Consider the following 26652-nt stretch of genomic DNA (forward strand, 5'->3'; position numbering starts at 1 on the left):
AGGCTCACAGACCGGTCGTGATGTCGATGGAGTGCCCCTCGGCGAGGGTCACAACCGCCTTCTTCACGTCGTTCTGTACACCCTTGCGGCCCTTGAAGACTTTCGTCTTACCCTTACGGACCAGCGTGTTGACGCTCTTCACCTTGACGTCGAAGAGCTTCTCGACCGCTTCCTTGATCTGCGGCTTGGTAGCCGTCAGAGCAACCTTGAAGACGACCTTGTTGTGCTCGGACGCAACCGTGGCCTTCTCGGTGATCACCGGGGACACGATGACGTCGTAGTGGCGCGGATCCAGACTCATTTGAAGCGCGCCTCCAGAGCGTCGACAGCCGCCTTCGTCAGCACCAGAGTGCGACGGCGCAGGATGTCGTAGACGTTGATGCCCTGCACGGGCAGCACGTCGAGGTGGTTGATGTTGCGCGAGGCGAGGCCGAAATTGGCATCGACTTCCGCACCCGAGATCACGAGGGCGTTGTCGAGGCCGAGGCCCGCCAGACGCTCCTTGAGCAGCTTGGTCTTCGGCTCGGACAGCGTGGCGTCGTCCAGCACCAGGATCTGCTGATCCTTGGCCTTGGTCGACAGCGCATGCTTGAGAGCGAGCGCACGGACCTTCTTGGGAAGGTCGGACGCATGGCTGCGCTGCACCGGGCCGAACGCCTTGGCGCCGCCGCGGAACTGCGGAGCGGAAGCCGCGCCGTGGCGGGCGCCGCCGGTGCCCTTCTGCTTGTACATCTTCCGCTTGGTGCGGTTGACGTCCGCGCGGGAGAGCGTCTCGTGCGTGCCAGCCTGGCGGCGGGCGAGCTGCCACGTCACCATGCGGTGCAGGATGTCCTGCCGGGGCTCAAGGCCGAAAATCTCGTCCGAGAGCGTCACGGAGCCGGCTTCGGCCCCTTCAAGCGTTTTGACGGCGAGTTCCATCACACGTTCTCCTCAGCCGCAACCTCGGCCGCGGGAGCGACGTCGGCAGCCGGAGCTTCGTCAGCTTCGCCCGGAAGGCGGAACTTGCCGGGCTTCGGCGCTTCGGCCGGCAGCTTCTTCTTCACCGCGTCAGCGACCAGGATCCAGCCGCCCTTGTGACCGGGAACCGCACCCTCGACCGCGATCAGCCCGCGCTCGACATCGGTGTGCACAACCTTGAGGTTCTGCGTGGTCACGGTCTCGACGCCCATGTGACCGGGCATCTTCTTGTTCTTGAAGGTCTTGCCCGGGTCCTGACGGCCACCGGTCGAACCGATCGAACGGTGCGAGACCGACACGCCGTGCGTGGCGCGCAGGCCGCCGAAATTGTGGCGCTTCATGCCACCGGCGAAACCCTTACCCGTGGAGGTGCCCGTCACATCGACGAACTGACCAACCACGAAATGGTCCACCGTGAGCTCGGCCCCGACCGGGATCAGCTCGTTCTCCTCGACGCGGAACTCCGCGAGCTTGCGCTTGGGCTCGACCTTCGCAACCGCGAAGTGGCCGCGCATGGCACGCGTGGTGTTCTGCGGCTTGGCCCGGCCGACGCCGAGCTGAACAGCCACATAACCGTTCTTGTCCAGGGTACGGTGGGCAACCACCTGGCAATTATCGACTTTGAGCACAGTGACCGGAATATGCTCGCCTGCATCGGTGAAGATGCGGGTCATTCCGACCTTCTGGGCGATGACGCCTGACCGCATGGCCGTGTCCCCTCGCCTTTCTTAGAGCTTGATCTCGACGTCAACGCCGGCGGCGAGGTCGAGCTTCATCAGCGCGTCCACCGTCTGGGGCGTCGGGTCGACAATGTCCAGCAGACGCTTGTGCGTCCGCATTTCGAACTGTTCACGAGACTTCTTGTCCACGTGAGGCGAACGATTGACCGTGAACTTCTCGATGCGAGTCGGCAGCGGGATGGGCCCGCGAACCTGAGCGCCGGTGCGCTTCGCAGTGGAGACGATCTCACGCGTCGAAGCGTCGAGTATCCGGTGGTCGAACGCCTTGAGGCGGATTCGAATGTTCTGGCCGTTCATCTGACTTCAGGCTCCCAGAGGGTGGCCGCTTGGGGCTCGCCGAGAGGGCTCTTTGACGAGCTCCACGAAAAAGGGGCGCACGGGCGAACCGGCGCCCCCCGGATTATTCAGTCCATCACTCGATGATGGAGGCGACGACGCCGGCGCCGACGGTGCGGCCGCCTTCGCGGATGGCGAAGCGGAGCTTCTCTTCCATCGCGATCGGAACGATCAGCGCCACGTCAACCGTGATGTTGTCGCCCGGCATCACCATTTCCGTGCCCTCCGGAAGCGTGACGATGCCCGTCACGTCCGTCGTGCGGAAGTAGAACTGCGGACGGTAGTTGGTGAAGAACGGCGTGTGGCGGCCGCCCTCTTCCTTCGTCAGGATGTACGCCTCGGCCTTGAACTTGGTGTGCGGCTTCACCGAACCCGGCTTGCACACCACCTGGCCGCGCTCCACGTCCTCGCGCTTCGTGCCGCGAACCAGAATGCCGACATTGTCGCCGGCCTGGCCCTGGTCGAGCAGCTTGCGGAACATTTCCACGCCGGTCACCGTCGTCTTAACCGTCGGGCGGATGCCCACGATCTCGACTTCCTCGCCGACCTTGATGATCCCGCGCTCGACGCGGCCCGTCACCACCGTGCCGCGACCCGAGATCGAGAACACGTCCTCGATCGGCATCAGGAACGGCAGGTCAACCGGACGCTCCGGCTGCGGGATGTAGGCGTCGACCGCCTTCATCAGCTCCAGAACCGCGTCATGGCCCAGCTTCGGGTCGCCATTCTCAAGCGCGACAAGCGCCGAGCCGCGAATGATCGGAATATCGTCGCCCGGGAAGTCGTACTTCGACAGAAGCTCGCGAACCTCGAGCTCCACGAGCTCAAGAAGCTCCTCGTCGTCGACCATGTCGCACTTGTTCAGGAACACCACCAGAGCCGGCACGCCGACCTGACGGGCGAGCAGGATGTGCTCGCGGGTCTGCGGCATCGGGCCGTCCGCCGCCGACACAACCAGGATCGCGCCGTCCATCTGCGCCGCGCCGGTGATCATGTTCTTCACATAATCGGCGTGGCCGGGGCAGTCGACATGCGCATAGTGACGGTTCGGCGTCTCGTACTCGACGTGCGCCGTCGAGATCGTGATGCCGCGCGCCTTCTCTTCCGGCGCCTTGTCAATCTGGTCGTACGCCGTGAACGTCGCGCCACCGGCTTCCGCCAGAACCTTCGTGATCGCAGCCGTCAGCGACGTCTTGCCGTGGTCAACGTGACCAATCGTGCCAATGTTGCAGTGAGGCTTCGAACGGTTGAATTTCTCTTTGGCCACGGGGCTCTCCGTCGGTCTTGTATTCAATGTTGATACGAAATCACTCGAAAGGCAGGCGCCAAGGCATTGAATACCTTGGCATCCTTTATCAGGCGTACTTGGCCTGAACCTCCTGAGCGACGTTCGACGGCACCTGCTCGTAGTGGTCGAACTGCATGGTGAAGGTCGCGCGGCCCTGCGAGAAGGACCGCAGCGTATTGACGTAGCCGAACATGTTGGCGAGCGGCACCATCGCGTTCACGACGTTGGCGTTGCCACGCATGTCCTGGCCCTGGATCTGGCCGCGGCGGGAGTTGAGGTCGCCGATGACCGAGCCGGTGTAGTCTTCAGGCGTCACCACCTCGACCTTCATGATCGGCTCGAGGAGCACCGCGCCACCCTTCTGCAGGGCTTCACGGAACGCCGCACGCGAGGCGATTTCGAAGGCGAGCGCCGACGAGTCGACTTCGTGGAACGCGCCGTCGGTGAGGGTCACCTTGACGTCGACCACCGGGAAGCCGGCCAGCACGCCCGAACCGAGCACGCTTTCCAGACCCTTGTTGACGCCGGGGATATATTCCTTCGGCACCGCGCCGCCGACGATCGCGCTCTCGAACGCGAAGCCCTTGCCGACTTCGTTCGGCTCGACCGTGAACTTGACCCGTGCGAACTGGCCGGTACCACCGGTCTGCTTCTTGTGGGTGTAGTCGACCTCGGTCTTGCGGGTGATCGTCTCGCGATAGGCCACCTGCGGAGCGCCGATGTTGGCATCGACCTTGTAGGTGCGCTTCAGGATGTCGACCTTGATGTCGAGGTGCAGTTCGCCCATGCCCTTGAGGATGGTCTGGCCGCTCTCGTGGTCAGTCGACACGCGGAAGGACGGATCCTCAGCCGCCAGCTTGGCGAGCGCCAGGCCCAGCTTCTCCTGGTCGGCCTTCGACTTCGGCTCGATCGCGATCTCGATGACGGGTTCCGGGAACTCCATCTTTTCGAGGATCACCGGCTTGGCCGGGTCGCACAGCGTGTCGCCGGTGCGGACTTCCTTGAGGCCGGCGAGAGCGACGATGTCGCCCGCATAGGCTTCCTTGATGTCCTCACGGTTGTTCGCATGCATCAGCAGCATGCGGCCGACGCGCTCCTTCTTGTCGCGGGTCGAGTTCAGGAGACCCATGCCGGTCTCCAGCTTGCCCGAATAGATGCGGCAGAAGGTGATGGTGCCGACGAACGGGTCGTCCATGATCTTGAACGCGAGGACCGACAGCGGATCGGTGTCGCTCGGCTTGCGAACGGTCTCTTCCTCGGTGTCGAAGTCGATGCCCTTGATGGCGCCACGATCGATCGGCGACGGCAGGAAATCGCAGACCGCGTCGAGCAGGGGCTGCACGCCCTTGTTCTTGAAGGCCGAACCGCAGAACACCGGGTTGAACACGCGACCAATGACGGCCTTGCGGATCAGGCCCTTGAGGGTCTGCTCGTCCGGCTCAACGCCATCGAGATAGGCGGACAGAACGTCGTCGTCGAGTTCCACAGCCGCTTCGAGAAGCTTGCCGCGATACTCGACCGCCTGGTCAAGCAACTCCGCCGGAATTTCTTCGTCGTGATACTTCGCGCCGAGCTCTTCATTGTCCCACACGACCGCCTTCATGCGGACGAGGTCGATGATGCCCTTGAAGTTGTTCTCCGAGCCGATCGGGAGCTGGCAGCACACCGGCTTGCCGTCCACGCGGTCGATGATCATCTCCACGCAGCGGAAGAAATCCGCGCCGGTCTTGTCCATCTTGTTGACGAACACAATGCGCGGCACGTTGTACTTGTCGGCTTGGCGCCACACGGTCTCGGTCTGGGGCTCGACGCCCTGGTTGCCGTCGAGCACGCAGACTGCACCGTCGAGCACGCGCAGCGAACGCTCGACTTCAATGGTGAAGTCGACGTGGCCGGGGGTGTCGATGATGTTCAGACGCTTGCCGTGCCAGAAAGCGGTCGTCGCGGCGGACGTAATGGTGATGCCGCGCTCCTGCTCCTGGGTCATCCAGTCCATGGTGGCGGCGCCATCATGGACTTCACCGATCTTGTGGCTCTTGCCGGTGTAATAGAGGATCCGCTCAGTGGTCGTGGTCTTCCCGGCATCGATGTGGGCCATGATGCCGAAATTACGGTAGTCTTCGATGGCATTAATGCGCGACATATCAGATCCTCGTCCCGGCTCTCTTCATCACCAACGGTAGTGAGAGAAGGCGCGGTTCGCCTCCGCCATGCGGTGGGTGTCTTCACGTTTCTTCACGGCGGTGCCGCGATTATTCGAAGCATCGAGCAGTTCGCCCGACAGCCGCTCGACCATGGTCTTCTCGTTGCGGGCACGAGCCGCGATGATCAGCCAACGGATCGCCAGCGCCTGACGGCGCTCGGGGCGAACTTCGACCGGAACCTGGTAGGTGGCGCCGCCGACGCGGCGCGAGCGCACTTCGATCGCCGGGCTGACATTGTCGAGCGCCTGGGTGAACACACCCAGCGGCTCGGACTTCGCACGGCTCTCGACGATATCGAGCGCGCCGTAGACGATCTGTTCGGCGACCGACTTCTTGCCGTCATACATGACGGCATTCATGAAGCGGCTCAGCACCTCGGAACCGAACTTCGGATCCGGGGTAACTTCGCGACGCTCTGCACGGTGGCGACGGGACATCGTTCAGATCCTCACTTCGGCCGCTTCGCGCCGTACTTCGAACGGCGCTGCTTGCGATTCTTGACGCCCTGCGTATCGAGCACGCCACGCAGGATGTGGTAGCGCACGCCCGGAAGGTCCTTCACGCGGCCGCCGCGGATCATCACCACGGAGTGCTCCTGAAGATTGTGACCTTCGCCAGGGATGTAACCGATGACTTCATAGCCATTGGTCAAACGAACCTTGGCGACCTTACGAAGCGCCGAGTTCGGCTTCTTCGGGGTCGTGGTGTAGACGCGGGTGCAAACGCCGCGCTTCTGCGGGCTGGCCTGCAGCGCAGGAACCTTGTTCCGCGCCTTCTGGGCATCCCGCGGCTTGCGGATCAGCTGGTTGATCGTCGGCACTTCTTCTCGCCTTCGTCTCGCTTGCGATCAGGGCAAGAGCGCCCCTTCGCGAACCAAATTCCGCGGCCGCAACCGCATGGATCTCTCAACGGTTCGGAACAGTGAGCATGTGACCGGCGAACCGGCGTACCGAACAGACTGCGAACGAAAAACGCGCCGCCGGCCGAAACTGGCCGAGGGCGCTAACGTTCAGAGGATCACACGGGCAGCTGAGCTGCCGCTGCGCGATCATGCGCCGGTTATGGTCATGCTTGCGTTCCGGCAGCGTCTTGGATTTCTGTGCCTGGGCATGGCGCCCGAACGCGGTAAATCCAACCGCCTGCCGTGAAAGTAGGCGCCTTCTACGCGCCGACTCGTCCCAAGTCAAGCGAGAAAGCGAGCAACCTTGCGGGTTCGTGAAGGCCCGGCGCCCTGTCTGAGAGCGCCATTTGGCGGTTTCGTGCCGAAACGGCCGTTCTTTACACCATCTTAACCCGCTCGCCGGCGGCAACAACATCTGACGGCGGATTATCCCCGCCCTGAGTCGCGGCGAAAGAATCGCGCGTCGCGACCAGCTCGTCCCGCAGGCGCAGCAGATTCGGCAGGTCATGTCCCGAGGCGCCGAGAATCGCCTGAGGAATCGATTCTGCCTTGTCGCGGAGCGCCCTGCCCTCGCCAGTCAGCGCCACGATGAGCTGGCGCTCATTGGCGGGATTGCGCCGACGGGTGATCAGCCCCATGCCCTCCAGCCGCTTGAGCAGCGGGGTGAGAGTGCTCGAATCGAGCAGCAGACGGTCGGCGATGCCGCCCACGGTCTGCTCGGGCTCCTCCCACAGCACCAGCATCACGAGGTACTGCGGATAGGTCAGGCCCAGCTGCTCCAGCAGCGGCCGATAGCTGCGCATCACCGCATGGGCTGCCGAATACAGGGCGAAGCAGAACTGGCTCTCCAGCCGCAGCACATCGCGCATGTCGCTCATCTCACTCTCCCGAGGCATCCCTTTCAGGCTATCATCGCACAATAATAGTTATTGCGATAACTTTTCGCTAGACGCCGGCCGAAACGCACGCTATCAGATTTCTATCGCGCACGATATTTCATCGATGCAACCAACCGGCGCTGCGGCGCCACATCAGGAGTGCTGATCATGAAGGTTCTCTACAAGACCCAGGCTACGGCCACTGGCGGTCGCACCGGTTCCGCCGCCACCTATGATGGCGCGCTCAAGGTCGATCTGGTCACGCCGAAGGAGCTCGGCGGGCCGGGCGGTCCCGGCAATAATCCCGAGCAGCTGTTTGCAGCCGGCTATTCCGCCTGTTTCCTGGGCGCCATCAAGTTCGTGGCCGGCCAGCTCAAGATCAAGGTCGCGGAAGACAGCACCGTCACCGCCGATGTCGGCATCGGCCCGCGCGACGACGGCCAGGGCTTCGGGCTCGACGTGGCGTTGACGATTGCCCTTCCCGGCATCGAGCGCTCGGTGGCGGAAGATCTGGTACAGCGCGCTCATGTCGTCTGCCCCTATTCGCATGCCACCAAGGGCAGCCTCGATGTGCGCCTGACGGTCGCCTGACACCGGAATGCCGCGTAATTACAAGGGTCGCCCGTCGCCGGGCGACCCTTTTTGTCATGCTGGTCGGTGCCAAAGAAAAAGGCCGCTCCGTGAGGAGCGGCCTTTTCCATTTTTGGTTGGTCGAGCCGACAGGCGGCGGATCACTCCGCCGGGGTCGGCCCTTCAAGGGCCGGCACGTTGGCCGGCGCCATTTCCTGCTCGTTCTGCGCCACGATGAGATCGTCGCGCGAGGTCGCGGTGACGCGCAGCTTGGACATCTGCGCGCCGGTGCCTGCCGGGATCAGCCGGCCGACGATCACGTTCTCCTTCAGGCCGCCCAGGTCGTCGGACTTGCCGTTGACCGCCGCCTCGGTGAGGACGCGGGTGGTCTCCTGGAACGAGGCCGCGGAGATGAACGAACGCGTCTGCAGCGAAGCCTTGGTGATACCGAGCAGCACCGGGTGACCGGCCGCCGGCTTCTTGCCTTCCGCGATCAGCACCTCGTTGATCTCGTTCAGCTCCGAGACATCGATCTGCTCATTGGTGAGCAGGTCGCTGTCACCAGCGTCGTCGATCTCGACCTTCTGCAGCATCTGGCGAACGATCACCTCGATGTGCTTGTCGTTGATGAGCACGCCCTGCAGACGATAGACCTCCTGGATCTCGTTCACGAGATAGGCGGCGAGTTCCTCGACGCCCTTGATCGCCAGGATGTCGTGCGGCGCGGGGTTGCCGTCGACGATAAAGTCGCCCTTCTCGACGAGGTCGCCATCCTGGAGATGGATGTGCTTGCCCTTCGGGATCAGGTACTCGACGGCCTCGTCGGTCGAGTCCTGCGGCTCGATCGTGAGGCGGCGCTTGTTCTTGTAGTCCTTGCCAAAGCGGATCGTGCCGGCAATCTCGGCGATGATCGCCGCATCCTTCGGACGACGCGCCTCGAACAGTTCGGCCACGCGCGGCAGACCGCCCGTGATGTCGCGGGTCTTGGCGCTTTCCATCGGCACGCGGGCGAGCGCGTCGCCCGCCTTAACCGTGGCACCCGGATCGGCCGAGATGATCGCGTCCACCGGCAGGGTGTAGCGCGCCTCGCCGCCGCGCGGCAGCTTGGCGATCTTGCCGTCCGCGCCGCGCACGATCATCGCCGGGCGCAGTTCGGACGCGCGGCCCGTGCGCCAGTCGGTGACGACGCGCTTGGCGATGCCGGTCGACTCGTCGACCGTCTCGCTCAGCGATGCGCCTTCCACCAGGTCCTCGAACCCGACCGTACCCTCGACCTCGGTGAGGATCGGGCGGGTATAGGGGTCCCACTCCGCGATGCGCTGGCCGCGCTTAATGGCGTCGCCATCATCCACCTTCAGCTTGGCGCCGAACTGGATACGGTGCGCCGCCTTTTCCGAACCGTCGTGATCGATGATCAGGACGGACAGGTTGCGGCTCATCGCGATCAGTTCGCCGTCCGAGTTCCGCACCACGTTGCGGTTGCGGATCTTCACCGTGCCCTCGAACGAGGCCTCGATGAAGGACTGCTCAGAGAGCTGCGCCGCGCCGCCGATGTGGAAGGTACGCATGGTAAGCTGGGTGCCCGGCTCGCCGATCGACTGCGCCGCGATGACGCCAACCGCCTCGCCCATGTTCACCGGCGTGCCGCGCGCCAGGTCGCGGCCATAGCAGGTGCCGCAGACGCCGCTCTTGGCTTCGCAGGTCAGCACGGAGCGGATCTTGATCTCCTGCACACCAGCCTTGCTGATGCGCTCGACATCCGCCTCGTCCATCATGTGGCCGGCCGGAACCAGCACATTGCCCGTGCCGCCCTCGATCACGTCTTCCGCCGCAGTGCGGCCGAGGACGCGCGAGCCCAGCGTCGCGACGATGTTGCCGGCGTCGATGATCGCACGCATGGCGATGCCGTTGGTCGTGCCGCAGTCGCGCACCGTGATGATGCTGTCCTGCGCCACGTCGACGAGGCGACGGGTCAGGTAGCCCGAGTTCGCGGTCTTCAGCGCGGTGTCGGCCAGACCCTTACGGGCACCGTGGGTCGAGTTGAAGTACTCGAGCACGGACAGGCCTTCCTTGAAGTTCGAGATGATCGGCGTCTCGATGATCTCGCCCGAGGGCTTGGCCATCAGGCCGCGCATCGCCGCAAGCTGGCGCATCTGCTCACGCGAACCACGCGCGCCGGAATGCGCCATCATGTAGATCGAGTTGATCTGCTTCTCGCGGCCCGTCACCGGGTCCTTCTTCACCGCCGAAATCTCGGCCATCATCTCGTCGGCGAGGCGGGCGGAGCACTTGCCCCACGCGTCGACGACCTTGTTGTACTTCTCGCCCTGGGTAATCAGGCCGTCATTGTACTGCTGCTCGTACTCCTTGGTGAGCGCACGGGTCTCTTCGACCATGTCCCACTTCTTGGAGGGCACCACCATGTCGTCCTTGCCGAAGGAAATGCCGGCGCGGAACGCGTTGGTGAAGCCGAGCGTCATGATGCGATCGCAGAAGATGACCGTCTCCTTCTGACCGCAATGGCGGTAGACGGTGTCGATCATGTTCGAGATTTCCTTCTTGGTCATCAGCTTGTTGACGACGTCGTAAGGAGTCTTCGCGGTCTTGGGCAGCAGTTCGCCGAGCTTCATGCGGCCGGGCGTGGTCTCGTAGATCTTGGAGACCTCGTTGCCGTCCTCATCCACGCCGATATAGCGCCCGCGCACCTTGGTGTGCAGCGTGATGACCTTGGCAGCCAGCGCGTGGTCGATCTCGCCCATATTGGCGAAGGCCATGCCCTCGCCGGGCTCACCCTCACGCATCATGGTGAGATAGTACAGGCCGAGCACGATGTCCTGCGACGGCACGATGATCGGCGCGCCGTTCGCCGGGTGCAGGATGTTGTTGGTCGACATCATCAGCACGCGCGCTTCGAGCTGCGCCTCGATCGACAGCGGCACGTGGACCGCCATCTGGTCGCCGTCGAAGTCCGCGTTGAAGGCCGAGCAAACCAGCGGGTGCAGCTGGATCGCCTTGCCCTCGATCAGCACCGGCTCGAAGGCCTGGATGCCGAGGCGGTGCAACGTCGGGGCGCGGTTCAGCATCACCGGATGCTCGCGGATCACCTCGTCGAGGATGTCCCACACCTCGGGACGCTCCTTCTCGACCAGCTTCTTCGCCTGCTTCACGGTCGCAGAGAGACCCTTCGCGTCGAGACGCGAATAGATGAAGGGCTTGAACAGCTCCAGCGCCATCTTCTTCGGCAGGCCGCACTGGTGCAGCTTCAGCTCGGGACCGACCACGATCACCGAACGGCCGGAATAGTCGACGCGCTTGCCGAGCAGGTTCTGACGGAACCGGCCCTGCTTGCCCTTCAGCATGTCGGCAAGCGACTTCAGCGGGCGCTTGTTGGCGCCGGTGATGACGCGGCCGCGACGGCCGTTGTCGAACAGCGCATCGACCGCTTCCTGAAGCATGCGCTTCTCGTTGCGGATGATGATGTCCGGCGCCTTCAGCTCGATCAGCCGCTTGAGGCGGTTGTTGCGGTTGATGACGCGGCGATACAGGTCGTTGAGATCCGAGGTCGCGAAGCGGCCGCCGTCCAGCGGCACCAGCGGACGCAGGTCCGGCGGAATGACCGGGACATGCGTCAGGATCATCCATTCCGGCTTGTTGCCGGACAGCTGGAACGCCTCGACGATCTTCAGGCGCTTGGCGAGCTTCTTGGGCTTCAGCTCGGTGGTCGCCTCGGCGATCTCCTTGCGCAGGTTGCCGGCGATCTTTTCCAGATCCATGCCGCGCAGCAGCTCGCGGATCGCCTCCGCACCGATCAGCGCGGTGAACGAGTCATCGCCATATTCTTCCTGCGCGCGCAGATAATCCTCTTCCGAGAGGAGCTGACGCTCCTTCAGCGGGGTGAGGCCCGGCTCGATCACGCAGTAATATTCGAAGTACAGGATGCGCTCGAGGTCCTTGAGCGTCATGTCGAGCAGCAGGCCGATGCGGCTCGGGAGCGACTTCAGGAACCAGATATGCGCGACGGGAGCGGCCAGCTCGATGTGGCCCATGCGCTCGCGGCGCACGCGCGAGAGGGTGACCTCGACGCCGCACTTCTCGCAGATGATGCCCTTGTACTTCATGCGCTTATACTTGCCGCACAAGCACTCGTAGTCCTTGATCGGACCGAAGATGCGCGCGCAGAACAGGCCGTCACGCTCGGGCTTGAAGGTCCGGTAGTTGATGGTCTCCGGCTTCTTGATCTCGCCGAACGACCAGGACTGGATCTTTTCCGGGCTCGCGATCGAGATCTTGATCTGATCGAAGGTCGGCGCAGGCGCCGCCGGATTGAAGAGATTCATCATCTCTTGATTCATCGCCGTCTCCTTCGGCTGGACCCGTTCCTCGCCGTCGCGGGTGAACAGGGTCACGGAAAAGTCTGGTCGTTTGGCGCGGTCGACGCGCGCAGAAAGCCAAAAGGCCCTCCGCGCGCGGGGTTAATGGTGGCTTACTCGGCCGCCGGCAGGCTCTCGCCCGCGCCCGGCACCGCGCTCTGCGTCTTGGAGTTCATCAGCTCCACATTCAGGCCAAGCGAGCGCATTTCCTTCACGAGAACGTTGAAGCTCTCGGGAATGCCCGCCTCGAACGTGTCGTCGCCGCGGACGATCGCCTCGTAGACCTTGGTGCGGCCGGCGACGTCGTCCGACTTCACGGTGAGCATTTCCTGCAGCGTATAGGCCGCGCCATACGCCTCCAGCGCCCACACCTCCATTTCGCCGAAGCGCTGGCCGCCGAACTGCGCCTTGCCGCCCAGCGGCTGCTGGGTGACGAGCGAGTACGGGCCGATCGAGCGCGCATGGATCTTGTCGTCCACAAGATGATGCAGCTTCAGCATGTAGATGTAGCCGACGGTCACCCGACGGTCGAACTGCTCGCCGGTGCGGCCGTCGAACAGGGTCGACTGCGCGGACTTGTCGAGGCCAGCCAGTTCCAGCATGCGCTCAATGTCCGCCTCGCGGGCACCGTCGAACACCGGAGTGGCGATCGGAACGCCGCGACGCAGGTTCGATCCCAGCTCGACCAGACCTTCCTCGTCGAGCGAGGCGATGGTCTCGTCTGCGCCATAGATCTTGGCGAACGCGTCCTTGAGCGGGGCGATCTCGTTGGCCGCGCGATATTGTTCGATCGCACGGTCGATCACCTTGCCAAGGCCCGCGCAGGCCCAGCCCAGATGGGTTTCGAGAATCTGCCCGACATTCATGCGCGAGGGCACGCCGAGCGGGTTGAGCACCATGTCGACCGGGGTGCCGTCCTCAAGGAACGGCATGTCCTCGACCGGGACGATGCGCGAGACCACGCCCTTGTTGCCATGCCGGCCGGCCATCTTGTCGCCCGGCTGGATCTTGCGCTTCACCGCGATGAAGACCTTGACCATCTTCATCACGCCGGGCGGCAGCTCGTCGCCGCGCTGCAGCTTCTCGACCTTGTCGAGGAAGCGCTGCTCAAGGCGCTTCTTCGACTCGTCGTACTGGTTGCGGATCGCTTCCAGCTCGCTCATCAGCTTGTCGTCGGCCACGGCGAACTGCCACCACTGGCTGCGCGGATAATCCGTCATCAGCGAGCGGGTCAGCACCGTGTCCTTCTTGAAGCCCTTCGGGCCGGCGACCGCGGTCTTGCCGTCCAGCATCTCAGCGAGACGGCCGAACACGTTGCGATCGAGGATCGCCTGCTCGTCGTCACGGTCCTTGGCGAGACGCTCGATCTCCTCGCGCTCGATGGCCTGGGCACGCTCGTCCTTGTCCACGCCGTGGCGGTTGAACACGCGCACCTCGACCACCGTGCCGGTGACGCCCGGGGGAACGCGCAGCGAGGTGTCGCGCACGTCGGCCGCCTTCTCGCCGAAGATGGCGCGCAGCAGCTTTTCTTCCGGGGTCATCGGGCTTTCGCCCTTCGGGGTGATCTTGCCGCAGAGGATGTCGCCGGCCTGAACTTCGGCGCCGATATACACGATGCCGGCTTCGTCCAGGTTCCTGAGCGCCTCTTCCGAGACGTTCGGGATGTCGCGGGTGATTTCCTCGGGACCCAGCTTGGTGTCGCGGGCCATCACCTCGAACTCCTCGATATGGATCGACGAGAAGATGTCGCCCTTCGAGATGTTCTCGGACAGCAGGATCGAGTCCTCGAAGTTGTAGCCGTTCCACGGCATGAACGCGACGAGGATGTTCCGGCCGAGCGCCAGATCGCCGAGGTCGGTCGAGGGACCGTCCGCGATGATGTCGCCCTTCTTCACCGTGTCACCCACGCGCACCAGCGGACGCTGGTTGATGCAGGTCGACTGGTTGGAACGCTGGAACTTCTGCAGCCGGTAGATGTCGACGCCCGACTTCGACGGATCGTTCTCTTCCGTCGCGCGGATGACGATACGGGTGGCGTCCACCTGGTCGATCACGCCGGTGCGGCGCGCGGCGATGGCGGCGCCGGAATCGCGGGCGACCACGGCTTCCATGCCGGTACCGACGAAGGGCGCGTCGGCGCGAACCAGCGGCACCGCCTGGCGCTGCATGTTCGAGCCCATCAGCGCGCGGTTCGCGTCGTCGTTCTCAAGGAACGGGATGAGCGCGGCCGCGACCGAAACGAGCTGCTTCGGCGACACGTCCATGAAGTCCACGCGGTCCGGCGTCACCAGGAGCACGTCGCCGGCGTGACGGCAGACGATCAGGTCCTCGGTGAAGCGGCCTTCCGCGTCGAGCGGGATGTTGGCCTGCGCGACGTAGTACTTCCCCTCCTCCATGGCGGAGAGATAGACCACCTCGTCCTGCACCTGGCTGTCGCGGACGCGACGGTAGGGCGCCTCGATGAAGCCGTACTTGTTCACGCGGGCGAAGGTCGCCAGCGAGTTGATAAGGCCGATGTTCGGGCCTTCCGGCGTCTCAATCGGGCAGATGCGGCCGTAATGCGTCGGGTGCACGTCGCGCACCTCAAAGCCGGCACGCTCGCGCGTCAGACCGCCCGGGCCAAGCGCCGAGAGACGGCGCTTGTGGGTGATCTCCGACAGCGGGTTGGTCTGGTCCATGAACTGCGAGAGCTGCGAGGAACCGAAGAACTCGCGCACGGCGGCTGCCACCGGCTTGGCGTTGATCAGGTCCTGCGGCATCACGGTGTCGATGTCGACCGAGGACATGCGCTCCTTGATGGCGCGCTCCATGCGCAGCAGGCCGACGCGGTACTGATTTTCCATCAGCTCGCCGACCGAGCGCACACGGCGGTTGCCGAGGTGGTCGATGTCGTCGATCTCGCCCTTGCCGTCGCGCAGCTCCACCAGCGTCTTGATGACCGCGAGAATGTCCTCGCGGCGCAGCACACGCACGGTATCCTCGGCGTCGAGGTCGAGGCGCATGTTCATCTTCACGCGGCCCACGGCCGAGAGGTCGTAGCGCTCGGAGTCGAAGAACAACGAGTGGAACATCGCCTGGGCGGAATCGAGGGTCGGCGGCTCGCCCGGACGCATCACGCGGTAGATGTCGAACAGCGCGTCCTCGCGCGTCACGTTCTTGTCGACCGCGAGCGTGTTGCGAATATAGGCGCCGATATTCACATGGTCGATGTCAAGGATCGGGAGCTCGTCATAGCCGAGTTCACCAAGCTGCTTCAGCATCTTCTCGCTGACTTCCTCGCCCGCTTCGACGTAGATTTCGCCGGTGTGCGGGTTCACGAGGTCCTCGGCCACGTACTGGCCGATCATCTCGTCGTCGGAAATCTTGAGCGCCTTAAGGCCCTTCTCGGCGAGCTGGCGCGCCTGGCGCACGGTCACCTTCTTGCCGGCCTCGATCACGACTTCGCCGGTGTCGGCATCGACCAGATCGGACACGGCCTTGTAGCCCTTCATCCGCTTGGGATCGAAAGGCATGCGCCATCCATCCTTCGTGCGATCGAAGGTGATGGTCTCGTAGAAGGTGTTGAGGATTTCCTCGCCGGCCAGACCCAGCGCGAACAGCAGGCTCGTCACCGGAATCTTGCGGCGACGGTCGATGCGCGCGAACACGATGTCCTTGGCGTCGAACTCGATATCGAGCCAGGAACCGCGATAGGGAATGATACGGGCGGCGAACAGCAGCTTGCCCGAGGAGTGGGTCTTGCCCTTGTCGTGGTCGAAGAACACGCCCGGCGAACGGTGCATCTGCGAGACGATCACGCGCTCGGTGCCGTTCACGATGAAGGTGCCGTTCATCGTCATGAGCGGGATGTCGCCCATGTAGACGTCCTGCTCCTTGATGTCCTTGACGGACTTCGCGCCGGTATCCGGGTCCACATCGAACACGATCAGGCGCAGCGTCACCTTCAGCGGCGCCGCGAACGTCATGCCGCGCTGGCGGCACTCGTCCACGTCATATTTCGGCGGCTCGAACTCGTAGCGGACGAATTCGAGCATGGCAGCGCCCGAAAAGTCCGAGATCGGGAAAACCGACTTGAAAACCGCCTGAATGCCGTCGTCCGCACGCCCGCCCTTCGGCTCGACGATCTGCAGGAACTGGTCATAGGACGCCTTCTGAACCTCGATGAGGTTCGGCATCTCGGCCACTTCCTGGATCTTGCCGAAAAACTTGCGGACCCGCTTACGACCGGTGAACGTCTGCGCCATGTCGCTCCTCGCTCCGTCCGAGTATACGTCTGCACCCTCCAGGTCCCGCGGCGGGTCATCCCGCCCCTAAGTCCTGGAACGCGTGTCGCGGAACGTCCGGAAAGCGATACGACGCCAATGCGCCGATTTTCCGACCCGTCCGCGCCCGACGACTCGCCGGGCCACCCCGCGGAACCTGTCCGCCTGGGATGGCCGGGGAAGCCGTCGAGGCCTTCCCGATGCCGCCGACCTGACACCAACGGCGAAAAGGAGCCGCCGGCGGACCGGCGGCTCCCGATGACCTCAAGAGATCACTTGAGCTCGACCTTGGCGCCAGCCTTCTCCAGCTGGGCCTTGAGCTTCTCGGCTTCGTCCTTGGCCACGCCTTCCTTGACGGGCTTCGGAGCGCCTTCGACCAGGTCCTTGGCTTCCTTGAGGCCCAGGCCGGTGATGGCGCGCACTTCCTTAATCACTTCGATCTTCTTGTCGCCGGCCGCGGCCAGGACAACGGTGAACTCGGTCTGCTCTTCAGCAGCCGGAGCGGCAGCGCCGCCAGCCGGGGCAGCAGCCACGGCCACGGCGGCCGCAGCGGAAACGCCCCACTTCTCTTCGAGGAGCTTCGCGAGCTCGGCAGCCTCGAGGACGGTCAGGGAGGACAGCTCGTCAACGAGCTTCGACAGATCAGCCATTTTATACAGTCCTTGGATTTAGGTTCGAACCAGTATCAACCGGGAAGCCTCACGCGGCTTCGTTCTCTCTGGCATAAGCCCCGAACACGCGGGCGAGCTTGGCAGCCGGCGCGGTGCTGAGCTGGGCGATCTTGGTCGCCGGGGCCTGGATAAGGCCGACCAGCTTCGCACGCAGTTCATCAAGGGACGGCATGGTGGCCAGAGCCTTCACACCATCCACGTTCAGGGCAGTCTTGCCGAACGCTCCGCCGAGAATGACGAACTTATCGTTCGTCTTGGCGAAGTCGACGGCAGCCTTCGGGGCCGCAACAGGATCGCTGGAATAGGCGATCAGGGTCGGACCCTTCAGGAGGGCGCCGACATGAGCGACGTCCGAGCCTTCGAGAGCGATCTTCGCGAGGCGGTTCTTCGCCACTTTGACGGTCGCACCACTCGCCTTCATCTGCCGACGCAGGGTCTGCAGCTGGGCGACGGTGAGGCCGGCATAGTGGGCCACGACGACGACCGAAGTGTTCTGGAACACTTCGGACAGCGACGTGACGAGCTCTTCTTTTTGTGCTCGATCCACTTCACTTGCTCTCCGGTGGCAAGGTGGGAAATCCACCCCGCCGGGTTTGCGCCTTGCCGTTTTCCCGGGAAGGAAAACGACGGTTAGTATCCTGTCCCCTGGGACCGAAAACCGGCCAAGGCGCTGGTTCGAGCCGAAATCCAAGGCGCGGCAAGCCGTGCCTCATCTCTCGGTCGTCCCCCGTCTATGCTGGCCCCGAAGTGGGATTAAGCCGCACCCGCAAGGGTTTGGCGCCGGCAGTCTCGGACAGGATTAAGCCGGCAGGGCGAGCCCTACCGGCCTCTTCACCCGAATTAACGGGCAAAAGCCTGGAATCGAAATCAGTACGCGGCCGACTCATCGCCGGCCGCGAAACTGCCCATATAGTGGGTCGTCTGGGATTTGTCAGCCCCTGATATCACCATGGGCTTGACAAATCCACCTCTGCGCGATCACGCCGCCGAGACGACCGTGCCCGGCTCGACCTTCACGCCCGGGCCCATCGTCGAGGAAACGGCGATGCGCTGGACATAGGTACCCTTGGCACCGGTCGGCTTGGCCTTGACCACCGCGTCAACGAAGGCGCGAATGTTCTCGGCCAGCTTGTCGGCCGGGAACGAGGCCTTGCCGATGCCGCCATGGATGATGCCGGCCTTCTCGACGCGGAACTCGACCGCGCCGCCCTTGGCGGCTTCCACGGCGCCCTTGACGTCCATGGTCACGGTGCCGACCTTCGGGTTCGGCATCAGGCCGCGCGGGCCGAGCACCTTGCCGAGACGGCCGACCAGCGGCATCAGGTCCGGGGTCGCGATGCAGCGATCGAAGTCGATCGTGCCGCCCTGGACGATTTCGAGCAGGTCCTCGGCGCCCACGATGTCGGCACCGGCGGCCTTGGCCTCGTCGGCCTTGGCGCCGCGCGCGAACACGGCGACGCGCACGGTGCGGCCCGAGCCGTTCGGCAGGTTGCACACGCCACGGACCATCTGGTCGGCGTGGCGGGGATCGACGCCGAGGTTGATCGCGACCTCGATGGTCTCGTCGAACTTGGCGGTGGCCCGCTCCTTCACCAGCCCGATCGCCTCGTCGAGGCCGTAGAGCTTGGTGCGGTCAATACCTTCGCGGGTGTCGCGAACACGCTTTGCAATCTTAGCCATCAGCTCAACCCACCACCTCGAGGCCCATCGAACGGGCGGAGCCTTCGATCATGCGCACCGCCGATTCGACGGTATCGCAGTTCAGATCCTTCATCTTCTTCTCGGCGATCTCGCGCATCTGCGCCTGGGAGATCTTGCCGACGAAGCCGCCCTTGCCGGGGGTCTTCGAGCCCGAGCCGGGCTTCTTCTTGGTCTCGAGGCCGGCCGCCTTCTTCAGGAAGTAGGAAACGGGCGGGGTCTTGAGCTCGAAGGTGAAGGAACGGTCCTGATACGCGGTGATCAGCACCGGGATCGGCATGCCCTTTTCCATCTGGGCGGTCTGCGCGTTGAACGCCTTGCAGAACTCCATGATGTTCAGGCCGCGCTGGCCGAGCGCGGGACCGATCGGCGGGGCGGGGTTCGCCGAGCCGGCAGGCACCTGCAGTTTCACGTAGCCGGTAATCTTCTTCGCCATGAAAGGCTCCTTGGGCGCGTGCGGCTGCCGGCCGCAAACGCCAAGCACGCCGGCATGGAAAATCCACGGCCGGCGCGTGTAAGGGGTCGCGGTGCGGCATGGTTGATCCCGGCTGGCGAACCGGGCATGCCTCCCGCGGATGGGGCGTCACCTATGCGTCACAAGGGTGATGCGGGCGTGGCCATACACCAGGTTCGGCAAAAAGGAAAGCGCGAAGGAGCGCTCACGCCGCGGTCGACAGGCTGCGCTTGCCGCCATTGCGCTGCGCCTCGCGCGCGAGGATCGCGTCGGCGTCGAGATCGCGGATCGGCGTGCCGAGGTCGCGCGGCACGTCGCCTTCCAGCTGGAGCGCGAGGTATCGCCCGCAGCACACGCGCAGGAACGAGGCGAAGTTCTCTACCCCGCCATGGGCGAACAGGAGTTCCTCATGCAGCCGCGCGAGAAGCTGCGGCAGGCTCATCCCGTCGCGGCCGGCGATTTCCTCCAGCACCTGCCAGTACAGGTTCTCCAGCCGCACGCTGGTGGAATAGCCGTTAAGACGCACCGATTTCAGCCGCGTCTGCCAGAGACGGGAATCGGCCTCGATGAAGAGCTTGCACATGTTGCGCGTCCTCGAAGCCATTGCCGGAGCATCCTCATGGGCCGCTCCGGCACCGGCGTTGTCACACCATGATAGCGCCGATGGCGCGCGAGGCGAAGCCCGTCAGGCCGCCTTGGCGGAGGCGCCGTGGCTGATCGATGTGCCGAGCACGGCAAGGAACTGCGACAGCCAGGCCGGATGCGCGGGCCAGGCCGGCGCGGTCACGAGATTGCCGTCGGTCACGGCCGCATCGATGGCGATGTCGGCATAGGTGCCGCCCGCCAGTTCCACTTCCGGACGGCAGGCCGGATAGGCCGAGCAGGTCCTGCCCTCCAGCACCTTCGCCGCCGCCAGCACCTGCGCGCCGTGGCACACGGCGGCCACCGGCTTGCCGGCGTCGAAGAAGTGGCGCACAGCGGCGATCACCGTGGCGTCGAGCCGCAGATATTCCGGCGCCCGACCGCCGGGAATGACGAGGGCGTCGTAGCGGGCGGCGTCGATGTCGGCGAAGGTCGCGTTCAGCGCGAAATTGTGTCCGCGCTTCTCGGAATAGGTCTGCTGGCCCTCGAAATCATGGATCGCGGTCGCCACCGAATCGCCCGCCTTCTTGCCGGGGCATGCGGCGTGCACGGTGTGACCGACCGCCAGCAGGGTCTGGAACGGCACCATGGTCTCGTAGTCCTCGGCGAAGTCGCCGACGATCATCAGGATGCGCTTGCCCGTCATGTCTGTCTCCTCCCGGTGGCCGCCCTGTTCCGGGCGGATCGAAAGGCAGGATAGGGCCGGCGCCGGCGTGCGGGGTGTTATCCCGCTAACGCGCCCGACAACGAAAAAAGGCGCCGCCGAAGCCGCGCCTTTCCAAAAGTGCGATGGGAAGAGAGGATCAGACCTTCTCGACCTGCCCGAATTCCAGCTCGACCGGGGTAGCGCGGCCGAAGATCGACACCGCGACCTTGAGGCGCGAGCGCGAGTCGTCCACTTCCTCGACGATGCCGTTGAACGAGGCGAACGGGCCGTCGGACACCTTGACGGTCTCGCCGATCTCGAAGGTGACGGACGGCTTGGGCCGCTCGATGCCTTCCTGCACCTGCTGAAGGATGCGCATGGCCTCCTTCTCGGCGATCGGCATCGGCTTGTTGTCGGCGCCGAGGAAGCCGGTGACCTTCGGCGTGTTCTTGATGAGGTGGAAGGCCTCGTCGGTGAGGTCCATCTTCACCAGCACATAGCCGGGGAAGAACTTGCGCTCGGCGTCGACCTTGCGGCCCCGGCGCACCTCGACGACCTTCTCGGTCGGCACCAGCACCTGCTCGAACAGGTCGGTAAGCCCGCGCTGCGCGGCCTGCTCCTTGATGGAGTCGGCGACCTTCTTCTCGAAGTTGGAATAGGCGTGGACGATGTACCAGCGCATCGGCATCGATTGGTCCCCCTCAGCGGCCGATCTGGAGGAGCTGCGCCACGGCGAAGCTCAGGATCTGGTCGGCGACCAGGAAGAACAGCGAGGCCAACACCACCATGACGAACACCATCGCCGTGGTGATCAGCGTCTCGCGACGGGTCGGCCAGGACACCTTGCGGGCTTCCGCGCGGACCTGCTGAAAGAACTCGACCGGGTTCGTCTTAGCCATGCTCGTCTCGAAACGCCTCTGAATGCGGGAGGGCCGCGCCGTCGGCGCCGTCCGTCACGCAAATGCCGTAGTACGGGATCAGGCCCGCACCTTGCCGTCCAGACGCCCGGGTTTCCCCGAACGCACGATGCGGGCGTATAGCCCGCAAAGCCGCCTCGCGTCAAAGGACGATTTATGGGCCCTGCCCGCCATTCGCCGGTTGGAATGGCAGGAGTGGAGGGACTCGAACCCCCAACCCCCGGTTTTGGAGACCGGTGCTCTAACCAGTTGAGCTACACTCCTAGATGTCGGCACGGTCGGCACGCGCGCTGTGGGACGTGTCCCGTGGCGCCCGCCTGAAGCCGAAGCATCGCGGACGAGTGTCTAGTCAGCCGCACGCGGTCTGTAAAGAGGGGCCCGCGCCACGTTCACCGCGGGACAGCACCCGGCTCGTCTTGAATCTGTGGATGCCTTGCCACACTCTGCGCACGCTCATCCATCCGGCCCGGCCCCTTCGGCGGCCGCATTGGCCCCGCGCCTCCTGCAGGAACCTCGCATGCCGCCCTTCAAAGACATTCCCAAGGCCGCCAGCGGCGATTTCGTCGGCCGGTTCCGTGAGATCGTGTCCGACCCGCTGAACCTGCTGATCCGCCGCGAACCGGCAGCCGGCACGGTCGAGGATGGCCATGTATGCCTGCACAATGGCAACCGCGTCGCGGTCCGGGGGCCGCATTCCTATTACAGCGCGTTCTCGGACATCCTGATCTTCAATCGCGGCGTACACGAGCCGCTCGAGGAGTTCGTTTTTCAGGAGCTTATGCCCCGGTTGCCCGAGGCGCCGATCATGATTGAGCTCGGAGCTTACTGGGCACATTATTCGATGTGGCTGAAGCGACTGCATCCGGCGGCCCGGGTCATCATGGTCGAGCCCGAATCGGAAAACCTTGCCGCGGGACAGTATAATTTCGCCACCAACGGTTATGAGGGCGAGTTCATCCAGGCTTTCGTCGGCAGCGGGCATTTCGACGTCGACCCGTTCCTCGACGCGCAGGGCCTCGACCGCATCGACATCCTGCACTCCGACATCCAGGGTTACGAAGCACAGATGCTGAAGGGCGCACGCGCCGCGCTCGATGCCCGGCGCGTCGATTACCTTTTCGTCTCGACGCATGGCCAGCCTGTGCATCAGGAGGTCCGGGCCGAGCTTGACGCGCGCGGCTACCGCATCGAGGTAGCCAGCGACGATCATGAGACCACCTCCTATGACGGCTTCATCTTCGCCTCCAGCCCGGAAAAGCCGCCGGTGTTCGACGGCTTCCGGCCGCTGACGCGCAACACCATCAATAATATGACCCCGGGCGAACTGGTGGCCTTCGTCAGTTCGGTGCACCTCGCCCGCTGAGGCACGCACCGGCGACGCCCCGCCGCGGTGCGGCCGAGAAGCGCTGGCGGAACGGCTCGATCCAGCGCGTCTCCGCCGCCAGCAGCAGGACGGAGCCGGCAAGCGTCAGCGTGAGCGTCGCCACTGGCAGCCTCCATCCTTCATGAGGCTGCCAACCCAGCGAGATCATCAGCTGGCTCATCACCAGCCAGTGCAGGATATACGCGGGGTAGGACAGCTCACCGAGCCAGCGGTCCCACCGCGTCGTCCCGGTCAGCGCGGCAAGCGTCGGCAGCAGGAGCGCGATCGCCGGCGGCACCAGATGTTCCGAGAGGCCGAACGCGCGCCAGCCGGCCACGACGGCAATGACCAGCACATAGAAGCCGGCCACTACTACCGGGCGCAGGCGGCCCCGTGGATCGACGGCCAGCCGCTGCCGCGCGCGATAAGCAAGCGAGCCGGCGAGAAACCAGCCGAGCTCAAACGGGAAGAATCGGTAGGTCCAGGGATCGCCGAGCCCGGTCAGCTTGAGAAATGCCAGCTTGGCGCCGATCGCGCACAGTGCGATGCCTGCCAGAAGCAAGGTCGATCGCCGCAGCAGAAACGGCGCAAGGAGGTAGAAGCTCAGCTCGACGCCCAGCGACCATGCCGGCGGCACGGCAAGCGCCCGCCACACCGGAATCTCCGACGCGCGAAAATCGGTAAAGAACGCCACCCGGCCATCGTGGACGCCGAGGAACATCGCCATGTCCTGAAAGAACATGGTCAGGTTGGTCGCCCCGAGAAAGCCCAGCAGAAGAGATCCGCCGGTCCCGGCATCGGGCAGTCGGGCAAGCCGATCCCAGGTGGCCAGCGGATCGCCGCCGGTCACTAGCAGGGCGGCGTTCCAACTCGCGGCCGCGACCAGTAGATAGACTGGCAGCAGGCGCAGATAGCGCGCCGCATAGAATCGCCAGACAAATCCCCGGCCGAGCCGCTCCGGCGTGTATTTCGCCTCCAGCACCATCTGCATGTAGAAGCCGGAAATCACGAAGAACGCTTCGACGGCCAGATTTCCGGGCATCCAGCCTTGGCCGGCGATCGTTCCGGCATGGGCAAAGACGACCGCCACCGCCAGCAAGAGGCGCAGCACCCCCATATATCGCCCTTCCCCCGGAATCGACCGGCATGGATCATGCGGACGACGCGCGTCCCGTCAAACCAGACCGGCCGGGACATGGCCGGCCAGTCCACAGGATAGTCAGGATCCACGACACCGGCAGTCGTACCGGCGCCCCGGCCGCTCGAACCGCCACACGACATCGGCGCCGACGACCAATGGCCGGCGCGACCATGGTGCACGCCATCATTGTCCTGGGCCGAGAGGCTCGGCCTCCACGCCCGAGCCTCCCGCAGTGCGTGACGGCTTCTTCGCGCCGGGCGCCGCACAGTCGCGATTCGCTCCCGTCCCCGGCGCGTTCTCGAAGCTGCAGCGCGTCTCCGGCGGCGAGCCGCAGACCTTGGTCAGATTCTTGAAGCCGACACACTTCCCGTCCGGCCCGCGATAGCCTGGCCCGCCCTTACAGCCGCAGCCCGTCCAGGCGGGCCGATCCGGGCAGGCAGCCGAGGCCGTGTCGGCTGCCCCAAGGGACGCCGCCAGCAGGAGGGCAGACCATATCCGGCCATACCGAAGGAGTATCGCAGGCGCGTGCATTTGCGCCGACAATACACGCCATGGATGCAGCTGTCAGGGAGTGCCCGGCTGGCAGACCCTGCGGTAGGCACAAACAAAAAGGGAGCGTCGCAAGGACGCTCCCTTCTGCATAATCAGTCGCTAGCCGGCTTAGCCGGCCCGTCCATCACTCGATGATGGAGGCGACGACGCCGGCGCCGCGAAGGAATGCGGTTTGCCGCTTTCCGTCGTGGCTTCGATCACTCGATGATCGACGCCACCACTCCCGCTCCAACCGTGCGGCCGCCTTCGCGGATGGCGAAGCGGAGCTTCTCTTCCATCGCGATCGGAACGATCAGCGCCACGTCAACCGTGATGTTGTCGCCCGGCATCACCATTTCCGTGCCCTCCGGAAGCGTGACGATGCCCGTCACGTCCGTCGTGCGGAAGTAGAACTGCGGACGGTAGTTGGTGAAGAACGGCGTGTGGCGGCCGCCCTCTTCCTTCGTCAGGATGTACGCCTCGGCCTTGAACTTGGTGTGCGGCTTCACCGAACCCGGCTTGCACACCACCTGGCCGCGCTCCACGTCCTCGCGCTTCGTGCCGCGAACCAGAATGCCGACATTGTCGCCGGCCTGGCCCTGGTCGAGCAGCTTGCGGAACATTTCCACGCCGGTCACCGTCGTCTTAACCGTCGGGCGGATGCCCACGATCTCGACTTCCTCGCCGACCTTGATGATCCCGCGCTCGACGCGGCCCGTCACCACCGTGCCGCGACCCGAGATCGAGAACACGTCCTCGATCGGCATCAGGAACGGCAGGTCAACCGGACGCTCCGGCTGCGGGATGTAGGCGTCGACCGCCTTCATCAGCTCCAGAACCGCGTCATGGCCCAGCTTCGGGTCGCCATTCTCAAGCGCGACAAGCGCCGAGCCGCGAATGATCGGAATATCGTCGCCCGGGAAGTCGTACTTCGACAGAAGCTCGCGAACCTCGAGCTCCACGAGCTCAAGAAGCTCCTCGTCGTCGACCATGTCGCACTTGTTCAGGAACACCACCAGAGCCGGCACGCCGACCTGACGGGCGAGCAGGATGTGCTCGCGGGTCTGCGGCATCGGGCCGTCCGCCGCCGACACAACCAGGATCGCGCCGTCCATCTGCGCCGCGCCGGTGATCATGTTCTTCACATAATCGGCGTGGCCGGGGCAGTCGACATGCGCATAGTGACGGTTCGGCGTCTCGTACTCGACGTGCGCCGTCGAGATCGTGATGCCGCGCGCCTTCTCTTCCGGCGCCTTGTCGATCTGGTCGTACGCCGTGAACGTCGCGCCGCCGGCTTCCGCCAGAACCTTCGTGATCGCAGCCGTCAACGACGTCTTGCCGTGGTCAACGTGACCAATCGTGCCAATGTTGCAGTGAGGCTTCGAACGGTTGAATTTCTCTTTGGCCATAACTCTCTTCCCTCAGCGACTTTCGGGGGCCGCAAATCGGGGCGTGGATAGGCGGTTTCGGGCCGCTCCGCAAGGTGGATTCGCCCGGCCGGCGATGGAGCGCGCCGGCTGGAGCGGGTGAAGGGAATCGAACCCTCGTCATCAGCTTGGAAGGCTGTTGCTCTACCATTGAGCTACACCCGCATCCGGGTACGGCACGAAAGCCGTCAGGCGGAGCGTCTCGGCGCCGCCGGGGACCTGAGCTTTCTGGAACAGATCGCGGTCGCGCGCAAGGCGGTCGCCGATCGGCCGGAACCGGCCGAAGAAGGACGTGGTGGGGGAGGTAGGACTCGAACCTACGAAGGCATAGCCAGCGGATTTACAGTCCGCCCCCTTTGCCGCTCGGGACACTCCCCCTCGCACGTCGCTTAAGAGCCAGCCGCCGTGTCAATCCTCGGCGCCGGCCCTGCCCGACCCGGAAGCGCGATCGAATGACTTCGGCGCTCCCGTTGCGGCGCGCTTTATGGTGACGTGCCCGTGACGTGTCAACCCCGCACGAGCGCCCGCCCACCGCCATGATGTGGATGAATTTTCCGCACGGCACCGCCGGGGCCCATGCGCGCACCCTTTGCAATCGTGCGGCGGCGTGAGATGAACCAGCCTATGAACGAGCGACCGCCCCACCCGTCCAAGCG

The 26652-nt window shown here is 64.5% G+C and carries 24 protein-coding genes and 3 tRNA genes; 3 read left to right on the forward strand and 24 right to left on the reverse strand.

What is annotated here, in order from left to right:
* Positions 1-4 precede the first annotated feature (4 nt).
* The 8 genes from VRZ77_RS13510 to rpsL all read right to left on the reverse strand — a co-directional run bounded on the left by VRZ77_RS13510 (position 5) and on the right by rpsL (position 6345).
* Positions 5-301, reverse strand: a complete 297-nt coding sequence (locus tag VRZ77_RS13510; RefSeq protein WP_241616063.1) for a 50S ribosomal protein L23 — start codon at positions 299-301, stop codon at positions 5-7.
* Positions 298-918: a 50S ribosomal protein L4 gene (rplD, locus tag VRZ77_RS13515; protein ID WP_414593172.1), complete on the reverse strand. Its 621-nt coding sequence runs from the start codon at positions 916-918 to the stop codon at positions 298-300. Before rplD ends, VRZ77_RS13510 begins: the two co-directional genes overlap by 4 nt.
* Positions 918-1664, reverse strand: coding sequence for a 50S ribosomal protein L3 (gene rplC, locus VRZ77_RS13520; RefSeq protein ID WP_241616061.1), 747 nt, complete (start codon positions 1662-1664; stop codon positions 918-920). The genes rplD and rplC overlap by 1 nt, the downstream gene beginning before the upstream one ends.
* A gap of 21 nt (positions 1665-1685) precedes the next feature.
* Positions 1686-1994 (reverse strand): 30S ribosomal protein S10, encoded by a 309-nt coding sequence (gene rpsJ / locus VRZ77_RS13525; RefSeq protein ID WP_013166261.1) that lies wholly within the window; start codon positions 1992-1994, stop codon positions 1686-1688.
* Between the two features lie 115 nt (positions 1995-2109).
* Positions 2110-3300 carry an elongation factor Tu gene (gene tuf, locus VRZ77_RS13530; RefSeq protein WP_414593173.1) on the reverse strand — a complete coding sequence of 397 codons (1191 nt, stop codon included), beginning with the start codon at positions 3298-3300 and terminating at the stop codon, positions 2110-2112.
* Positions 3301-3388: 88 nt separating this feature from the next.
* On the reverse strand, positions 3389-5464 hold the full coding sequence (gene fusA / locus VRZ77_RS13535) for an elongation factor G (RefSeq protein WP_414593174.1): 2076 nt from the start codon (positions 5462-5464) through the stop codon (positions 3389-3391).
* Positions 5465-5491: 27 nt separating this feature from the next.
* Positions 5492-5962, reverse strand: a complete 471-nt coding sequence (gene rpsG, locus VRZ77_RS13540) for a 30S ribosomal protein S7 (protein WP_241616059.1) — start codon at positions 5960-5962, stop codon at positions 5492-5494.
* Positions 5963-5973: 11 nt separating this feature from the next.
* Positions 5974-6345 (reverse strand): 30S ribosomal protein S12, encoded by a 372-nt coding sequence (gene rpsL / locus VRZ77_RS13545; RefSeq protein WP_241616058.1) that lies wholly within the window; start codon positions 6343-6345, stop codon positions 5974-5976.
* On the opposite strand from rpsL, the gene VRZ77_RS13550 reads away from it, so the two are divergent.
* The gene (locus VRZ77_RS13550) at positions 6332-6673 is read left to right on the forward strand and encodes a hypothetical protein (RefSeq protein WP_414593175.1); all 342 of its coding nucleotides are present in this window, start codon (positions 6332-6334) and stop codon (positions 6671-6673) included. The two genes, rpsL and VRZ77_RS13550, sit on opposite strands and share 14 nt — an antisense overlap.
* 130 nt (positions 6674-6803) lie before the next feature.
* On the opposite strand, the gene VRZ77_RS13555 is transcribed toward VRZ77_RS13550, so the two are convergent.
* Positions 6804-7295, reverse strand: a complete 492-nt coding sequence (locus tag VRZ77_RS13555; RefSeq protein ID WP_414593189.1) for a MarR family winged helix-turn-helix transcriptional regulator — start codon at positions 7293-7295, stop codon at positions 6804-6806.
* A 177-nt stretch (positions 7296-7472) separates the two neighbouring features.
* Between VRZ77_RS13555 and VRZ77_RS13560 the strand changes: the two genes are divergently transcribed.
* On the forward strand, positions 7473-7895 hold the full coding sequence (locus VRZ77_RS13560) for an organic hydroperoxide resistance protein (RefSeq protein WP_414593176.1): 423 nt from the start codon (positions 7473-7475) through the stop codon (positions 7893-7895).
* A gap of 140 nt (positions 7896-8035) precedes the next feature.
* Here VRZ77_RS13560 and rpoC read toward each other — a convergent pair whose 3' ends face one another.
* The 11 genes from rpoC to VRZ77_RS13615 all read right to left on the reverse strand — a co-directional run bounded on the left by rpoC (position 8036) and on the right by VRZ77_RS13615 (position 21798).
* Positions 8036-12226, reverse strand: a complete 4191-nt coding sequence (rpoC, locus tag VRZ77_RS13565) for a DNA-directed RNA polymerase subunit beta' (protein ID WP_414593177.1) — start codon at positions 12224-12226, stop codon at positions 8036-8038.
* 131 nt (positions 12227-12357) lie between these two features.
* Complete coding sequence (gene rpoB / locus VRZ77_RS13570) at positions 12358-16488, reverse strand: DNA-directed RNA polymerase subunit beta (RefSeq protein ID WP_414593178.1); 4131 nt, start codon at positions 16486-16488, stop codon at positions 12358-12360.
* A 290-nt stretch (positions 16489-16778) separates the two neighbouring features.
* Positions 16779-17156 carry a 50S ribosomal protein L7/L12 gene (gene rplL, locus VRZ77_RS13575; RefSeq protein ID WP_414593179.1) on the reverse strand — a complete coding sequence of 126 codons (378 nt, stop codon included), beginning with the start codon at positions 17154-17156 and terminating at the stop codon, positions 16779-16781.
* Between the two features lie 49 nt (positions 17157-17205).
* A complete protein-coding gene (gene rplJ / locus VRZ77_RS13580) occupies positions 17206-17724 on the reverse strand; it encodes a 50S ribosomal protein L10 (protein ID WP_414593180.1) in 519 nt (172 codons plus the stop codon).
* Positions 17725-18155: 431 nt separating this feature from the next.
* A complete protein-coding gene (rplA, locus tag VRZ77_RS13585) occupies positions 18156-18857 on the reverse strand; it encodes a 50S ribosomal protein L1 (RefSeq protein ID WP_414593181.1) in 702 nt (233 codons plus the stop codon).
* A 4-nt stretch (positions 18858-18861) separates the two neighbouring features.
* Complete coding sequence (gene rplK, locus VRZ77_RS13590; RefSeq protein WP_414593182.1) at positions 18862-19311, reverse strand: 50S ribosomal protein L11; 450 nt, start codon at positions 19309-19311, stop codon at positions 18862-18864.
* A gap of 223 nt (positions 19312-19534) precedes the next feature.
* Positions 19535-19912 carry a ribbon-helix-helix domain-containing protein gene (locus VRZ77_RS13595; RefSeq protein WP_414593183.1) on the reverse strand — a complete coding sequence of 126 codons (378 nt, stop codon included), beginning with the start codon at positions 19910-19912 and terminating at the stop codon, positions 19535-19537.
* Positions 19913-20014: 102 nt separating this feature from the next.
* Positions 20015-20617, reverse strand: coding sequence for a DJ-1/PfpI family protein (locus VRZ77_RS13600; RefSeq protein ID WP_414593184.1), 603 nt, complete (start codon positions 20615-20617; stop codon positions 20015-20017).
* Positions 20618-20774: 157 nt separating this feature from the next.
* Positions 20775-21305, reverse strand: coding sequence for a transcription termination/antitermination protein NusG (gene nusG, locus VRZ77_RS13605; RefSeq protein ID WP_414593185.1), 531 nt, complete (start codon positions 21303-21305; stop codon positions 20775-20777).
* Between the two features lie 13 nt (positions 21306-21318).
* Positions 21319-21516, reverse strand: coding sequence for a preprotein translocase subunit SecE (gene secE / locus VRZ77_RS13610; RefSeq protein ID WP_241616046.1), 198 nt, complete (start codon positions 21514-21516; stop codon positions 21319-21321).
* A gap of 205 nt (positions 21517-21721) precedes the next feature.
* A tRNA-Trp gene (locus VRZ77_RS13615) sits at positions 21722-21798 on the reverse strand.
* 253 nt (positions 21799-22051) lie between these two features.
* On the opposite strand from VRZ77_RS13615, the gene VRZ77_RS13620 reads away from it, so the two are divergent.
* Complete coding sequence (locus VRZ77_RS13620) at positions 22052-22897, forward strand: FkbM family methyltransferase (RefSeq protein WP_414593186.1); 846 nt, start codon at positions 22052-22054, stop codon at positions 22895-22897.
* On the opposite strand, the gene VRZ77_RS13625 is transcribed toward VRZ77_RS13620, so the two are convergent.
* From VRZ77_RS13625 to VRZ77_RS13640, 4 genes are all read right to left on the reverse strand, one after another.
* Positions 22872-24014, reverse strand: a complete 1143-nt coding sequence (locus VRZ77_RS13625) for an acyltransferase family protein (protein WP_414593187.1) — start codon at positions 24012-24014, stop codon at positions 22872-22874. The genes VRZ77_RS13620 and VRZ77_RS13625 overlap by 26 nt on opposite strands.
* 773 nt (positions 24015-24787) lie before the next feature.
* Entirely contained in the window at positions 24788-25978 is a 1191-nt protein-coding gene (tuf, locus tag VRZ77_RS13630) for an elongation factor Tu (protein ID WP_414593173.1), read from the reverse strand.
* Between the two features lie 109 nt (positions 25979-26087).
* A tRNA-Gly gene (locus tag VRZ77_RS13635) sits at positions 26088-26161 on the reverse strand.
* Positions 26162-26289: 128 nt separating this feature from the next.
* Positions 26290-26374 (reverse strand) — tRNA-Tyr (locus VRZ77_RS13640).
* Positions 26375-26652: the final 278 nt, after the last annotated feature.

This window comes from Ancylobacter sp. G4_0304 (assembly GCF_047501495.1).
Taxonomy (GTDB): domain Bacteria; phylum Pseudomonadota; class Alphaproteobacteria; order Rhizobiales; family Xanthobacteraceae; genus Ancylobacter.